Below are 14,522 nucleotides of genomic sequence, written 5' to 3'. Positions count from 1 at the left end.
CGCGGTGGTGCGAGTGGTGGTGCGAGCGGTGGTCCGCGCACAGTGGGAGCGCTCCCACCGCGATGTGGGAAGATTGCTTCGCCGCGAGAGGCGTGTCAAGGGCGTGCATCGGCTCCGTTACCGGACCGTGTCGTCCGACCGTCCTCGCCGCGGTCGCCGTCGTCCGTCGTCCGCCGTCCGTCGGGAGAGCGATCATGAGCCGAGCCGCGCAGCAGCAACCCGCTGCCCGCCCCACCCTGGAGGCGGTGGCAGCGCGGGCCGGCGTGGGCCGGGGCACGGTGTCCCGGGTCGTCAACGGCTCGCCCAAGGTGAGCGCCAAGGCCCGCGCGGCGGTCGAGCAGGCCATCGCGGAACTCGGCTACGTCCCCAACCAGGCGGCGCGCTCCCTCGTCACCTCCCGGACCGACGCGGTCGCGCTGGTCATCCCCGAGAGCGTCGCGAAGCTGAGCTCCGAACCCTACTTCTCCGACATCATCACCGGAGTCTCCGCCGAACTCGGGGAGTCCGACCTGCAGTTGCTCCTGGTGCTGGTCCGCGACGAGCACGAGCGGGAACGGCTGACCCGCTACCTCACCGCCCGCCGGGTGGACGGTGTCCTGCTGGTCTCGGTGCACGAGGACGATCCGCTCCCCGAGCTGCTGGAGCGGCTGGAGCTGCCCGCCGTGCTCAACGGCCGCCGCTCGGCCGAGGAGCCGCTGAGTTATGTGCACGCCGACAACGCGGGTGGCGCCCGAGCGGCCGTCCGGCACCTGCTGTCCCGGGGTAGGACGGCGATCGGGACCGTCACGGGGCCGCTCGACATGGAGGGCGCCGCGGCGCGCCTGGCCGGCTACCGGCAGGCGCTCGCCGAGGCCGGCGTGCCGGCCGACGAGGGGCTCGTCGCCCACGGGGACTTCACCGAGCGCGGCGGACGCGAGGGCATGCGGGAGCTGCTCGCCCGTCGGCCCGGCCTGGACGCGGTGTTCTGCGCTTCGGACCTGATGGCGGCGGGTGCCCTGCAGGTGCTGCGCGAGGCGGGCCGGCGGGTGCCGCAGGACGTCGCCGTGGTCGGTTTCGACGACTCCGTGGTGGCCCGGCACACCGAGCCTCCGCTCACCAGCGTTCGCCAACCGACCGAGGAAATGGGCCGGTTGATGGTTCGGCTGTTGCTCAAGGAGATCGCCGAGCCGGGCCGGTTCCGCCGGCAGACGGTCCTGCCGACGGAACTGGTGGTGCGGGAGTCGGCCTGACTACGGGCCGGCCAGGTGGGTGCGGTAGCCGGCGCCGAAGGCCGTCGGAGTGCCGTCGTAGGCGCTGATCAGCGCCGGTCCGCTGCTGCAGTCCCAGGTGTTCCAGGCCCAGGCGAGGTAGGAGACGCCGTGCTGGTCCAGCCACGGCAGCAGGGCGTCCAGGTAGCCGTGCGCGCAGTCGTTCTCGCCCAGCTCTCCGGTCACGACGGGGACGCGGGCCGCCAGCGGGCCGATCTGCGCGTCCCAGCAGGAACTGCTGGCGCAGGCGTTGAAGTTGTACGAGTGCCAGGACGCGGCCAGGTTGTGCAGGGGATCGGTCGGCTGGTGGGCGGCCCACTGGGTGAGGTCGTTGGCGTACTCCTGGCCGCCCAGCATCAGGACGTTGTCCGCGCCGGCCGAGCGCACCGCGTCGACCATCGCCTGCATGCCGGCGACCTGGAAGCCGATCCCGGGGCAGCTGCCGCCGTCCCGCCAGCAGGCCCAGCCACTGGCCTCGCTCCCGGTGGCACGGGACGGGTACGGCTCGTTGAACAGGTCGAAGACGGTCGCGTCGTCGCCCTTGAAGGTCTGCGCCACCGAGGTCCAGAACGGGAGCGCACCGGCGGCGTCCGGCATCGGCTTCTGGCAGGTGGCGTTGGCGTCGGAGCAGCCGGCGGACGGTCCGGTGTACGCCCCGTCGGTCCAGTGCAGGTCCAGGATCGCCACCAGGCCGTTCCGGTGCAGGAGGTCGACGTAGCTTCGCACCGCGCCGATGTAGGCCGGGCCGGCGTAGGCGGGGTCGACGTTGGGACGGCCCAGCCAGCAGTCCTCGTTGAGCGGCACGCGGACGGCGTTGACGCGCCACGACTTCATCGCGGTGACGGACGCCTGGTCGGCCGGGCCGTCGAAGATGCCGTGGCCCTGGACGCACATGAACTCGGCCCCGGAGCGGTTGACCCCGTGCAGGGCGATCGGGGTGCCGTCGGCCTTCGCCAGCGTGCTGCCCGACACGTGTACGGCCGGGGCCGCCCCGCCCGGCGGCGGAGTAGTGGTCGTGGTGGGAGTCGGTGTCGGTGTGGGGGTGGGGCTCGGTGACGGGCTCGACTGCGGCCCGCAGGGGGTGCCGTTGAGGGTGAAGGTGGTGGGGGCGGTGTTGGGGCCGTTGTCGGTGAAGTTGGCGCTGGTGGTGTAGGTGGCGCCGGGGTTGATGGTGGGGGCGTAGGCGGGGTTGGTGGCGGTGACGGTCTGTCCGGTCTGGGTCCAGGTGCCGTTCCAGCCGTTCTGGAGGGTCTGGTTGCCGGTGTAGGCGTAGGCGAGGGTCCAGCCGTTGATGGGGGTGGTGCCGGTGTCGGTGATGGTGAGGTTGGCGGTGAACCCGCTGCCCCAGTCGTTGACGACGGCGTAACTCACACCGCAGGAAAGGCCGGCGGTGGGGGCGGCCGTTGCGGTGAGGGGGAGTACGGCCAGGGCGGCGCACGCGGCGGTGGCGGCCGCGAGGGCGGTGGTGCGGGGCGGGACGGTCCGGGGCATGCCGAGCTCCTCGGGGGTGGGGGCCGGGGCCGCCGCTGCGGCCCCGGCCGGCGGAGGTCAGCTCGCGGTGCAGGTCAGGGACGGGGCGGTGTTGCCGCCCGAGTAGGTCGCCTGGAAGCCGAAGCTGGTGGTGGCGTTCGGTGCCAGCGCGCCGTTGTAGGCCTGGCTGGCGGCCGTCACCGCGGTGCCGCTCTGGGCGGTGGTGGCGTTCCAGCTGTTGGTGACCTGCTGGGTGCCGCCCCAGCTCCACGTGACGGTCCAGGACTTGGTTGCCGTGGCGCCCGTGTTGGTAACGCTCACATTCGCCGTGAAGCCGCTGCCCCAGTCGTTGCCGACCGCGTAGGCGGCGGAGCAGCCGCTGCTGCCACCGCCGCCGCCCGACGCCGTCGTGGTGGCGCTCACCGCGGCGGAGGCGGGGGAGACGTTCCCGGCGGCGTCCTGCGCGGTGACGGTGTACTGGTAGGCGGTGGCGGCGGAGAGTCCGGTGTCGGTGTAGCTGGTGGTCGTCACGGTGGCGACCTTGGTGCCGTTGCGGTACACCGCGTAGCCCGTCACGCCGGCCGGGTCGGTGGAGGCCGTCCAGCTGAGCGACACGCTGCTGCTGGTGGTGCCGGTGACGGTCAGCCCGCTCGGCGCGGTCGGGCCGGTGTTGCCGCCGGTGCTGCCGAACGCCGGGTAGGCGTTCTGCACGAGCTGCCGGAACTGGACGGGGAACCACTGCCCGGCCGGGATGTTGGAACCGGGGATGGCGTCGGTGGGGTAGGTGTTGCTGTTCCCGTCGCTCTGGGTGCCGTTCGGGTCGCAGTGCGGGTCGCCGTGGGGGTGGGCGGCGTCCGGGTAGTCGCCGTCCGACTCACCCGGCGGCTTGACCCAGAGGAACGCGATGATCGGGTTGCCCGCGCCGTACGGCAGGGACTGCGGACGGGCGCCGATGCCCGCGCCGTTGATGTTGCACCAGTCGCCGCGGAAGGGCTTCTGGTCGACCTTGTTGGCCGCGACGTACGCGTCCACCGTGGTGGGGCTGGAGTTGAGCGCCGTGGGCCGGGCGGAGCCGCCCCAGCCGTTGCGCGAGGTGTCGACCAGCATGCCGATGCTGTTCGGGAACCCGTTGGACACCAGGGTGGAGTACATCGCGGTGTCGTAGTGGTACTCGTCGAACGCGGGGTTGTACTGGTAGAAGTCGGCCGACTTGAGCGGCTGCCCGCCGACGGTGAGGTCGGGGTTGGTCAGGAACGGCTCGGCCAGCGGCGTGGTGTTGGCGGTGTCGCTGATGAAGCCGTCGACGCTCGCGAACCCGGCGGTGGTGGCCTGGGCGACCTTCGCGTACTCCTTGCCCGCCGGCACCATGTTGTTGGACCAGCCGAGCCAGCCCGCGTGGCCGATGTCCAGGTAGTTGTACACGTTGGGGATCGCGTGCAGCTTGTCGAGCGTGTACTCGACGCCCGATTCGTAGAACGGGGTGGCCGTGGCGCAGGCCGGCTTGGACTGGTTGGTCACGGCGTTGGGCAGCGAGTCCGGCTCGATGACGGCCGCGATCCGGAGGCCGGCGTACTTCGGGTTGGCCAGGACGGCCGCGATCGGGTCGACGTACTGCGTCTCGTACGTGGTCAACCCGGCTGCGCTGGCGGGGAGTTCGCCGTTGGAGGCGATGGCGGCGCAGTCCCGTCCCGGCAGGTCGTAGACGACGACCTGGAAGACGACCGGCGTGGTGCCGCCCTGCTGCTGGGCCAGTGCGTGGTCCAGGTGGGCCTGGAGGCCGAGGTGGGTGGCGTCGCCGGCGATCGCGCCGATGTGGTCCATCCAGACGGCGGTGGGGTTGGCGGCGACCTGGGATTCCAGAGCGCCCAGGGAGCCGCCGTCGGCGGAGGCCTGGGCCTTGACCTCGGCCGCGAAGTCGGGGTTGAGGTAGCCGGTCGCACCGGCGAACGGGTTGGCGACGTGGACGGCGGCAGCGCGCGCGGGGGTGGCTGGAGCGGGGGTGGCGTGCGCGGAGGTGGCGGCTCCGATGCTCGGCAGCAGGCCGGTGGCGCCGAGCAGCGTGGCGGCCGCTGCCGTGCGCAGGCGACGCAGGACGGGATGGGGCACGTCCGGGTCCTTTCGGATGGGTGGGGAGTCCTGACGGGATCGCTGAAATCGGGTGGGAACGCGTCCACTTGGGGCCGCGGCGATCCCCTCCACATCAAGCCAGGGACCGAGAAACGGCGTCAATAGGCGCGGGAGCGCTCCCATAAGCCGCTGTAACTTACATGCCGTCGGGCCGGGCGGCCCGCTGCCCCCGGCCCGCGTTCCGCGCTGGTCGCCGCCCTGCTCCCGCCCCGCCGGGCCCGCCGGTCCGTGCCGCCGAGCCCGGCGGGCGCTTCCCAAGCCGAGCACACCACCCCACGATGACGCCACACCTCCGTCCGCCGCGCAGCCCCCACCCGCGCGGCGGTACCCCACCCAGCTGGAGGACGTACATGCGACGCAAAGCCCTGCGCTTCAGGGGCAACCGGCTCACCATCACCGCGACGGCCACCGCACTCGCCCTGATCGCCGCGGCGGGCGGCTCCCTCACCGTACCCACCGCAGCGGCGGCCACCGGCCTTTCCTGCAACGTGAGTTACGCCGTCGGCAACGACTGGGGCAGCGGCTTCACCGCCAACGTCACCATCACCGACACCGGCACCACCGCCATCAACGGCTGGACCCTCGGCTACTCCTACTCCGGCAACCAGACCCTCCAGAACGGCTGGAACGGCAACTGGACCCAGAGCGGGCAGGCCGTCACCGTCACCAACCCCTCCTACGCCACCATCATCAACCCCGGCGGCGCCTACACCACCAGCGCCAACTTCTCCTACAGCGGCACCAACACCGCCCCCACCGCCTTCACCGTCAACGGCACCCCCTGCCGCGGTGCCAACCAGCCACCGACCGTCTCGCTCACCTCCCCCACCGCCGGGCAGACCTTCACCCCGGGCTCCACCGTGACGGTGTCCGCCACTGCGGCCGACGCCGACGGCACCGTGGCGAAGGTCGACTTCTACGCCTCGACCTCGGCCGGCTCCAACACCCTGATCGGCACGGCCACCACCGCGCCGTACAGCATCGACTGGGCGAACGTGGCGGCGGGCGACTACTCCGTCACCGCCGTGGCCACCGACGACGCCGACGCCACCACGACCTCCACGCCGGTCGCGATCAAGGTGGCCGGTCCGAGCGTCCTGGTCAGCCCGGCCTCGCTCGCCGTCCAGCAGGGCGGCACCGGCACCTTCACCGTCGCGCTCTCCCAGGCGCCGAGCGCCAACACCACGGTGACGGCCGCCCGTTCGGGCAGCGACTCGGACCTCAGCGTCACGTCCGGGGCCTCCCTCACCTTCACCCCCGCCAACTGGAACGTCCCGCAGACCGTCACCGTCGCGGCCGGCACCGACGCCGCGCAGGTCGGCGGCACCGCCACCTTCACCGCCTCCGCGACCGGCTTCGGCTCGGGCGCCGTCACGGTGACCGAGGCGGCCAAGACCTCCGGCTACGACCGGTACTTCCTGGACCTCTACAGCAAGATCAAGAATCCGGCGAACGGGTACTTCAGCCCGCAGGGCATCCCGTACCACGCGGTGGAGACCCTGATCGTCGAGGCCCCCGACTACGGCCACGAGACCACCTCCGAGACGTACAGCTACTGGCTGTGGTTGGAGGCGGACTACGGCCGCGTCACCGGCGACTGGACGGGCTTCAACAACGCCTGGACGAGCCTGGAGACCAACCTGATCCCCAGCCACGCCCAGCAGCCGGGCCAGAGCACCTACAACCCGGCCAAGCCCGCCCAGTACGGCCCCGAGAAAGCCCAGCCGGACCAGTACCCGGCCAAGCTGAACGCCGGCGTGCCGGTCGGCAGCGACCCGCTCTCCGCCGAGCTGAACAGCGCCTACGGCAGCGCGGACGTGTACGCCCCGGCTTGGCTGCTGGACGCCGACAACAAGTACGGCTTCGGCCAGTGCGAGGACGGCACCAGCAAGCCCAGCCTGATCAACACCTTCCAGCGCGGCCCGGAGGAGTCGGTCTGGGAGACGGTGCCGCAGCCCGACTGCGACCTCTTCAAGTACGGCAACAGCAGCTCCGGCTTCCTCAGCCTGTTCAACGACGGCGGCGGCAACTACAGCAAGCAGTACAAGTACACCGACGCGCCCGACGCCGACGCCCGGCTGGTCCAGGCCGCCTACTGGGCCGAGCAGTTCGCCAAGTCGCAGGGCAAGAGCGCGGCCATCACCACGACCCTGGCCAAGGCCGCCAAGCTCGGCGACTACCTGCGCTACTCGCTCTACGACAAGTACTTCAAGCAGGCGGGCAACTGCCTCGGCTCCACCGCCTGCCCGGCCGGCACCTCCAAGGCGAACGAGCAACTCGGGCTGCTCACCTGGTACTTCGCCTGGGGCGGGGCGGCCGACGGCGGCTGGTCGTGGCGGATCTCCGGCTCCGCCGCCCACCAGGGCTACCAGAACCCGATGGCCGCCTGGGTGCTCGCCAACGACCCCGGCCTGAAGCCGCTCTCGCCGAGCGGCGCCACCGACTGGGCCGGCAGCCTGGACAAGCAGCTCCAGTTCTTCCAGTGGCTGCAGTCCACCGAGGGCGGCATCGCCGGCGGCGCCACCAACAGCTGGGGCGGGAACTACGGTGACGACGCGGCGCCGCCGGCCGGCAACCCGACCTTCTACGGCCTGTACTACGACTGGCAGCCCGAGTACCACGACCCGGCCTCCAACCAGTGGTTCGGGTTCCAGACCTGGTCGATGGAGCGGTTCGCCGAGTACTACTACACCACCGGTGACACCCGGGCGAAGGCCATCCTCGACAAGTGGGTCCCGTGGGCGATGTCCGTCGCCAAGGCCGACCCGGCCACCGGCACCCTCACCACCCCCGACAAGCTCTCCTGGACGGGCGCGCCCGACACCTGGAGCGCCACCAGCCCCGGCGGCAACGCCGGCCTGCACGTTACCGCGAGCGGCACCGCCACCGACGTCGGCGTGGCCGGCTCGCTCGCCAAGACCCTCTCGTACTACGCGGCCAAGTCCGGCAGCAGCAGCGCCCGGAAGTTCGCCCAGAACATCCTGGACACCCTCCACGCGAAGTACACCGACGGTCTGGGTTACTCGGCGGCCGAGACCCGCACCGACTACAGCCGCTTCACCCAGGCGTACTCGCCGACCACCCACCAGGGCCTCTACGTCCCGCCCGGCTGGACCGGCACCTACCCGGACGGCACCAAGATCAGCTCGTCCAGCACCTTCCTGTCCATCCGGCCCTGGTACACCAACGACCCGCAGTGGTCGAAGGTGCAGAGCTACCTCGACGGCGGTGCCGCGCCGGTGTTCACCTACCACCGGTTCTGGGCCGAGGCGGACATCGCCACCGCCTTCGACACCTTCGCCCAGCTGTTCCCGACGGTGAACCCGGGCAGTTGAGCAGACCCCGGCCCCGGCTCCGGCTCCGCGTGCGTGTGCGGAGCCGGGGCACGACCGTGCCGACTGCCTGGCCGCCGATTTTCCGAAACATCGTCGAAACTTTCAACCACGTATTGACGGGTCCCGCACACACCGAGTTATCTGGCCACGGGAGCGCATCCCCACCGGGCGCCGTTCTGCCGGACGGCCGCCGCAGCGCTCCTGTTCCCGAACCGACGGTGCCACCGCCGTCATCGCTCGTGCGCCACGACCCGCCGGTATCGCGGGTGTGCGCCTCCCCCTGGAGCGACATTGGAGGGCGACCATGCCTCTCGGAAAGATCCTGATCAGGATTCACCACGCCTGGGCCGCCGTGGTGGTCCTGGCGCTGGTGCTCGCGGTCGGCGTGACGGCCGCGACGCCCCCGGCCACGGCGGCCGGCGGCACGTTGAAGGCGGCGGCGCAGGCGGACGGCCGGTACTTCGGCACCGCCCTGACGGACGGCGACCTCGGGGTCGGCGGTGAAACCGCCGTCGCCGGCGCGCAGTTCGACATGCTGACCCCGGGCAACGAGATGAAGTGGGACACCACCGAGCCGGCTGCCGGCTCGTACGATTTCGGGCCCGGTGACCAGCTCGTGCAGTTCGCCCGGGCACACGGCATGCGGGTGCGCGGCCACAACCTGGTGTGGCAGAACCAACTTCCCTCCTGGGTGTCGAACCTGCCGCTGAGCCAGGTGCGCTCCGCCATGGAGGCGCACATCACCACCGAGGCCACCCACTACAAGGGACAGGTCTACGCCTGGGACGTGATCAACGAGCCGTTCAACGGCGACGGCTCCCTCGTCCCCGACGTGTTCTACCGGGCGATGGGAACGGACTACCTCGCCGACGCGCTGCGTACCGCGCACGCCGCCGATCCCGGGGCGAAGCTCTACATCAACGACTACAACATCGAGGGCGAGAACGCGAAGAGCATCGCCCTGTACAGCCTCGCCCAGTCGCTGCTCGCCCAGGGTGTGCCGCTGGGCGGCATCGGGTTGGAGAGCCACTTCATCCTCGGTCGGATCCCCGCCGACATGCAGGCCACCATGCAGCGGTTCGCGAACCTCGGCCTGGACGTGGCCGTCACCGAACTGGACGACCGGATCCAGCTCCCGGCGTCCGGAGCGGCCCTCCAGCAGCAGGGCAGCGACTTCGCCGCCGTGGTGCGGGACTGCCTGGCGGTCTCCCGCTGCGTGGGCGTGAGCCAGTGGGGCGTGGACGACGCGCATTCGTGGATCCCCGGCACCTTTCCCGGATACGGCGCCGCCACCATGTACGACGACAACGACCAGCCCAAGCCGGCCTACTCCGCGACGCTCTCCGCCCTCGGCGGTTCGAGCACCGGCGGTGGTGGCGGCACGACGGGAGAGTTGCACGCGGTCGGTGCCGGCAAATGCCTGGACGTGCCGAACAGTTCGACCGCGGCGGGCACCCAGGTGCAGATCTACAGCTGCTGGGGCGGCACCAACCAGATCTGGACGCACACCTCCGCCGACCAGCTGAGCGTCTACGGCGGCGCCGGCCGGATGTGCCTGGACGCCTCCGCGCAGGGCACGGGCTCCGGCACGAAGGTGGTCGTCTGGCCGTGCAACGGCCAGGCGAACCAGCAGTGGTACGTGAACACGGACGGCACCGTCACCGGTGTCCAGTCCGGCCTGTGCCTGGACGTGTCCGGCGCCTCCACCGCCGACGGCACCCTGGCCCAGCTGTGGAGCTGCAGCGGCCGCAGCAACCAGCAGTGGACGCTCGGCTGACACCGAACGGGTGCGGCCGGACGGCACCGGGGCTCCGGGACCGTCCGGCCGCACTGCGCCCGCGACTAATCCCCCCGCCCCCACCGAGGGAAGGAAGCACCATGCGCCGTGCGCTCCCCAAGCTGTCCCTGCTCCTGGCCCCCGCACTCGCCGGCCTGTTGGTTGCGGTCCACCCCGGCACCGCGTACGCCGCCGACCTCACCACCATGACCGGCGGCTTCTACGTCGACCCGGACTCCAGCGCGCAGCAGTGGCTCAACGCCAACCCCGGCGACGGCCGCGCCCCCGCCATCCGGTCGTCGATCGCCGACGTGCCGACGGCGCGTTGGTTCGGCAACTGGAGCGGCACCATCGGGACGGCGACCGGGTCCTTCGTCGGAGCCGCGGCCGCCCGCGGCAAACTGCCGATCCTGGTGGCGTACAACATCCCCGACCGGGACATCTGCGCCGGGCAGTCCGGCGGCGGCGCGGGCTCCGGCGCCGCCTATGCCAGCTGGATCGCGGCGTTCGCCGACGGCATCGGCAACCGGCCGGCGGTGGTCGTCCTCGAACCCGACTCGCTGGGAGACGAGAGCTGCATGACACAGACTCAGATCTCCGAGCGCAACGCCCTGCTGCGCAACGCCATCGCGCAGTTCAACGCCAAGGCCCGGAACACCTGGGTCTACCTCGACGCCGGCAACCCCGCCTGGCTGAGCGCCGAGACCATGGCCGAGCACCTGGCCGCGGCCGGTGTGCGCGGCGCCCACGGGTTCTCCCTCAACGTGTCCAACGTCTACCCCACCGCGCAGAACACGGCGTACGGCGACGCCGTCAACGCGGTCCTCGGGGCGACGAAGGGGTTCACCAAGCCGTACGTGATCGACACCAGCCGCAACGGCAACGGATCCGACGGCACCTGGTGCAACCCGGCGGGGCGCAGGATCGGCACACCCACGCGGGCCGGCGGCGGCGCCGAGATGCTGCTGTGGATCAAGGCGCCCGGCGAATCCGACGGCAACTGCGGCACCGGCACCGGATCGACCGCCGGACAGTTCCTGCCGCAGGTCGCCTACAACCTGGTCTACGGCTACTGAGGCGAGGAACCGACACGACGACGATGGAGGGGAAGCCGCCCCGCCGGGGCTTCCCCTCACGCCGTTATCCGAACAGGCGTCGCTGGATCTCCCGGCGGTAGTCCTCCAGCGTCCGGTCGAGGTGCACCGCCGTGGCGGCGGCCGCCTCGTCGGGTCGGCCGTCGCGGATGGCCCGGTAGATCGCCTCGTGCTCCTCGACCGCGGCCTTGGTGCCTTCGCTGAGCACGTCGTGGATGCCGATGGCGCTGGACTGGCGCTGCAGCCGACGTGCATCGCGCACGGCGCTGAGCAGGAAGGTGTTGTGCGCGGCGGTGGCCACGGCCGTGTGGAAGTCGTCGTCCGCCTGGTTGAACACGTCGACCTGGCCGTGGACGAACCCGTGCCGGCACTGCTGCATGGCGACCTCGATGGTGCGCAGCTCGGCGGGTGTGGCCCGGGTGGCCGCCAGGCTGCTCGCGGCCGTCTCCTGGACCTTGCGGAACTCGAAGAGCATGAGGACGTGGTCGAGGTCGACGGGGCGGAAGAAGCCGCCCCAGCGGCTGGTGATGAGCATGCCCTCGTCGTCCGCGACGAACAGGCCGCGCCCCTTGTGCGCCCGGACGCGGCCGAGGGCCGAGAGGATCTTCACGGCTTCCCGCACCACGGCCCTGCTGGTGTTCAGCGTCTTGGCGAGATCGTGCTCCGTGGGCAGCCGGTCGCCCGCCACCAGGCGCGCCTCGGCGATGTACTCGAGGATCTGCTCCGACACGATCTCGTACCCGGGCCGGTAGTCCCGGCGCTCCTCGCCCGCGCCGTTCGCCGCTGCCGCGACAGCGGGGGAGGCCTGCGCGGGCATGGCCGTTCCGGTCGTGGGCGTGTCGTTCATCTGTCCTGCCTCCGTGTGACTGGCGCGAGGGGCGACTGATCGCGGTGGAGCCGACTCATCGTAGCGCAGACAATCATAAGTCGTACTCATTTGGCGAGGGGGGCTGACGAGGACCTGCGGATAAAAACGGATAAATACGGGCTCTCTTCGCACGAGTAAGCCCTGGCAGTGCACCGGCGGTCCGAAATTGCCGCGAATAAGGCTGCGTGAACCCTTGACGGTCGTCTCGATAGGGCGGCTAATTTATCCGGCGAGGGCGGCAACGGAACGGCGGCCCTCGCGGTACCGACGCCCGAGCCGCACGGCCCGGCGTCGCCCCACCCCCACCTCCCGACCTGTTCGGGGCCTCTGCAGTGGAGTCGCTCATGACCGTCAACAAGCCTCCGGTCGGCCGGGAAGCAGTGTCCGGCAAGAGACGAGCGGTGCTGCTCGCAGCCTGCGCGGCGACCCTGGTGATGACCGTGGCCGCCTGCGACAGCAGCTCTCCCGCGAAGACCACCAAGGACGGCTTCGCCCAGGCGGCGCAGACCGACGGAGCGCTGACCGTCTGGGTCGACGCGACCCGGGTGGCCGCCGCGAAGCAGTACCAGGAGCTGCACCCCGAGGTGAAGCTGGACATCGTCACCTACGACGGCGATGCCAACGGCTCGAACTACCTCCAGACCAAGGTCCAGCTCTTCAACCGGACCGGCAAGGGCTGGCCCGACGTCGTCTTCAGCTCCCAGAACAACGAGGCGACCTGGGCGGTCGACGCGGGCTTCGCGGCGCCGCTCGACAAGGGCCTGGTCCCGGCGGACACCCTGAGCGGCTTCGCCAAGGGCGCCAACGACGTGTGTACGGTCAACGGCACCGTCTACTGCCTGCGCAACGACCTCTCGCAGGCGGTGCTCTGGTACAACGCTCCGCTGATGCAGCAGTTCGGCTACACCGTCCCCAAGACCTGGGAGGAGTACCAGCAGCTGGGCGAGAAGGTGGCCGCCGAACACCCCGGCTACCTGGTGGGCGACGCGGGCGACTCCTTCACCCCCGAGATCTACCTCTGGGCGAGCAAGTGCGGGGCCAACCACATCACCGGTCCCAAGGCCGTCTCGGTGAACACCACCGGTGAGAACTGCACCAGGATGGCCACGCTCATGGACGGGCTGATCAAGAACAAGTCCATGTCCATCAGCGGCGTCTTCAGCACCGACTTCGCCAAGAATGAGGCCGACAAGGTGCTGCTCATGCCCGGCCCGGCGTGGTTCGGCGGCGCGGTGTTCAAGGACACCCTCAAGACCCCGGACAAGACGATCGGGGTGGCCCCGATCCCCCAGTGGCAGGGCGACTCCGAGCCGGCCACCGGCAACGTCGGCGGCGGCACCTGGCTGGTGTCCCAGCACTCCACCCACCTCAAGGCGGCCACCGACTTCCTGAAGTGGGTCACCACCGACAACGCCTACCAGGGCGAGAAGTCCCCGGGCTTCCCGGCCTACGCGCCCGCCGCCGAGGACTGGCTGAAGGCGCAGGCCGCCTCGGGCTACCTCGTCGGGGACCTCGGCGCCCTCAAGGAGGCCTCCTCCCAGGTGTGGCCGGGCTGGGGCTCGGGCCAGTTCAGCCAGGAGGGGATCTGGGCCGCCACGGTCAAGCCCGGCCTGACCCAGGGGCAGACCATCACCTCCCTGCTGCCCGCCTGGCAGGACTCGATCGTCAAGCACGCCGAGTCGTACGGATACAAGGTCTCGTCGTGACCGTCACCTCCTCCCCGGCCGGAACCGGGCTGGCCTGGCCTTCGTGGCCGGCTACGCTGTCCTGCTGATCGCCTTCGGTGTCCTGCCGATCGGCTACGCGGTCTACTTCGCCTTCACCGACGCGGGGGGCACGTTCACCGGCTTCTCGAACTTCGTCACCACGGCGCAGGACTTCCGGTTCGTGGACGCGATCGGCCACGTGGCGCTCTACCTCCTGTTCTGGCTCGTCTCGCTGGTGGTGTTCGTGGTGGCGCTGGCGCTGCTGCTGCACCGCCTGGCGGCGGGGCCGATCGGCCGGACGCTCCGCTTCCTCTACTACATCCCCGGGGCACTGGCGGGTGCCGCGAGCGTGCTGGTGTGGCTGTTCATGCTCGACCCGACGGTCAGTCCGGTCAGCTCCCTGCTGGAGGCGCTCGGGTTCGGCACCTTCGGCGAGGTCATCGCGCCGGGCAACCTGCCGGTGCTGTTCACGGTCATCGCGTTCTGGACCGGGGCGGGCGGCTGGATCGTGGTCATGTACGGCGCGCTCAACAACATCCCGCAGGACATCCTGGAAGCCGCGCGGATCGACGGCGCCGGCGCCTGGCAGACCGCCTGGCACGTGCAGATCCCCATGCTGCGCAAGTGGATCGTCTACATGGTGATCCTCGCGTTCGCGGGCGGCGCCCAGCTCTTCGTCGAGCCGCAGCTGCTCTCGCTCGCCAGCGTGGGCGTGGCCGGCCGTGACTACTCCCTCAACCAGCTGACCTACGACTTCGCCTTCCAGATGAACGACATCAACGGCGCCGCCGCGGTCTCGATGGAGCTCCTGGTCGTCAGCGTCTCGGCCGCCGGCTTCTTCGTCGCACGGTCGGGATTCTTCGATGCCGACTGAGACCCCCGCCACTCGAGTCGCCGC

At 70.8% G+C, this 14,522-nt stretch carries 9 protein-coding genes; 6 read left to right on the top strand and 3 right to left on the bottom strand.

The genetic code is table 11. From position 1 onward, the window contains the following. The first annotated feature begins 194 nt into the window (after nt 1–194). On the top strand, nt 195–1,229 hold the full coding sequence (locus ACFXDE_RS02980; RefSeq protein ID WP_380490261.1) for a LacI family DNA-binding transcriptional regulator: 1,035 nt from the start codon (nt 195–197) through the stop codon (nt 1,227–1,229). Here ACFXDE_RS02980 and ACFXDE_RS02975 read toward each other — a convergent pair whose 3' ends face one another. Beyond that, nucleotides 1,230–2,738 carry a cellulase family glycosylhydrolase gene (locus ACFXDE_RS02975; RefSeq protein ID WP_380490259.1) on the bottom strand — a complete coding sequence of 503 codons (1,509 nt, stop codon included), beginning with the start codon at nt 2,736–2,738 and terminating at the stop codon, nt 1,230–1,232. 57 nt (nt 2,739–2,795) lie between these two features. Further along, the gene (locus ACFXDE_RS02970) at nt 2,796–4,823 is read right to left on the bottom strand and encodes a glycoside hydrolase family 6 protein (RefSeq protein WP_380490257.1); all 2,028 of its coding nucleotides are present in this window, start codon (nt 4,821–4,823) and stop codon (nt 2,796–2,798) included. Nucleotides 4,824–5,194: 371 nt separating this feature from the next. On the opposite strand from ACFXDE_RS02970, the gene ACFXDE_RS02965 reads away from it, so the two are divergent. From ACFXDE_RS02965 to ACFXDE_RS02955, 3 genes are all read left to right on the top strand, one after another. After that, entirely contained in the window at nt 5,195–8,179 is a 2,985-nt protein-coding gene (locus tag ACFXDE_RS02965; RefSeq protein ID WP_380490255.1) for a glycoside hydrolase family 48 protein, read from the top strand. A 304-nt stretch (nt 8,180–8,483) separates the two neighbouring features. Continuing rightward, entirely contained in the window at nt 8,484–9,956 is a 1,473-nt protein-coding gene (locus ACFXDE_RS02960; RefSeq protein WP_380490253.1) for an endo-1,4-beta-xylanase, read from the top strand. Between the two features lie 101 nt (nt 9,957–10,057). Continuing rightward, a complete protein-coding gene (locus tag ACFXDE_RS02955; RefSeq protein WP_380490251.1) occupies nt 10,058–11,032 on the top strand; it encodes a glycoside hydrolase family 6 protein in 975 nt (324 codons plus the stop codon). Nucleotides 11,033–11,096: 64 nt separating this feature from the next. Here the strand turns inward: ACFXDE_RS02955 and ACFXDE_RS02950 are convergent, their stop codons facing one another. Further along, nucleotides 11,097–11,897 (bottom strand): FadR/GntR family transcriptional regulator, encoded by an 801-nt coding sequence (locus ACFXDE_RS02950; protein ID WP_380490249.1) that lies wholly within the window; start codon nt 11,895–11,897, stop codon nt 11,097–11,099. Between the two features lie 365 nt (nt 11,898–12,262). Here ACFXDE_RS02950 and ACFXDE_RS02945 point away from each other — a divergent pair, with 365 nt between their 5' ends. Further along, nucleotides 12,263–13,624 carry an ABC transporter substrate-binding protein gene (locus ACFXDE_RS02945; RefSeq protein ID WP_380490247.1) on the top strand — a complete coding sequence of 454 codons (1,362 nt, stop codon included), beginning with the start codon at nt 12,263–12,265 and terminating at the stop codon, nt 13,622–13,624. 43 nt (nt 13,625–13,667) lie between these two features. Continuing rightward, nucleotides 13,668–14,498, top strand: a complete 831-nt coding sequence (locus ACFXDE_RS02940; protein WP_380490245.1) for a carbohydrate ABC transporter permease — start codon at nt 13,668–13,670, stop codon at nt 14,496–14,498. Nucleotides 14,499–14,522: the final 24 nt, after the last annotated feature.

Origin of the sequence: Kitasatospora sp. NPDC059408 (genome assembly GCF_042751525.1) — a bacterium.
Classification (GTDB): domain Bacteria; phylum Actinomycetota; class Actinomycetes; order Streptomycetales; family Streptomycetaceae; genus Kitasatospora.
The sequence above is the reverse complement of the archived record's forward strand: the minus strand, read 5'-3'. Positions and strand labels throughout refer to the sequence as shown.

Coding starts and splice junctions, on each gene's coding strand:
- ACFXDE_RS02975 (WP_380490259.1), bottom strand. CDS start 2,738: ATGCCCCGGACCGTCCCGCCCCGCACCACCGCCCTCGCGGCCGCCACC.
- ACFXDE_RS02965 (WP_380490255.1), top strand. CDS start 5,195: ATGCGACGCAAAGCCCTGCGCTTCAGGGGCAACCGGCTCACCATCACC.
- ACFXDE_RS02955 (WP_380490251.1), top strand. CDS start 10,058: ATGCGCCGTGCGCTCCCCAAGCTGTCCCTGCTCCTGGCCCCCGCACTC.
- ACFXDE_RS02950 (WP_380490249.1), bottom strand. CDS start 11,897: ATGAACGACACGCCCACGACCGGAACGGCCATGCCCGCGCAGGCCTCC.
- ACFXDE_RS02960 (WP_380490253.1), top strand. CDS start 8,484: ATGCCTCTCGGAAAGATCCTGATCAGGATTCACCACGCCTGGGCCGCC.
- ACFXDE_RS02980 (WP_380490261.1), top strand. CDS start 195: ATGAGCCGAGCCGCGCAGCAGCAACCCGCTGCCCGCCCCACCCTGGAG.
- ACFXDE_RS02945 (WP_380490247.1), top strand. CDS start 12,263: ATGACCGTCAACAAGCCTCCGGTCGGCCGGGAAGCAGTGTCCGGCAAG.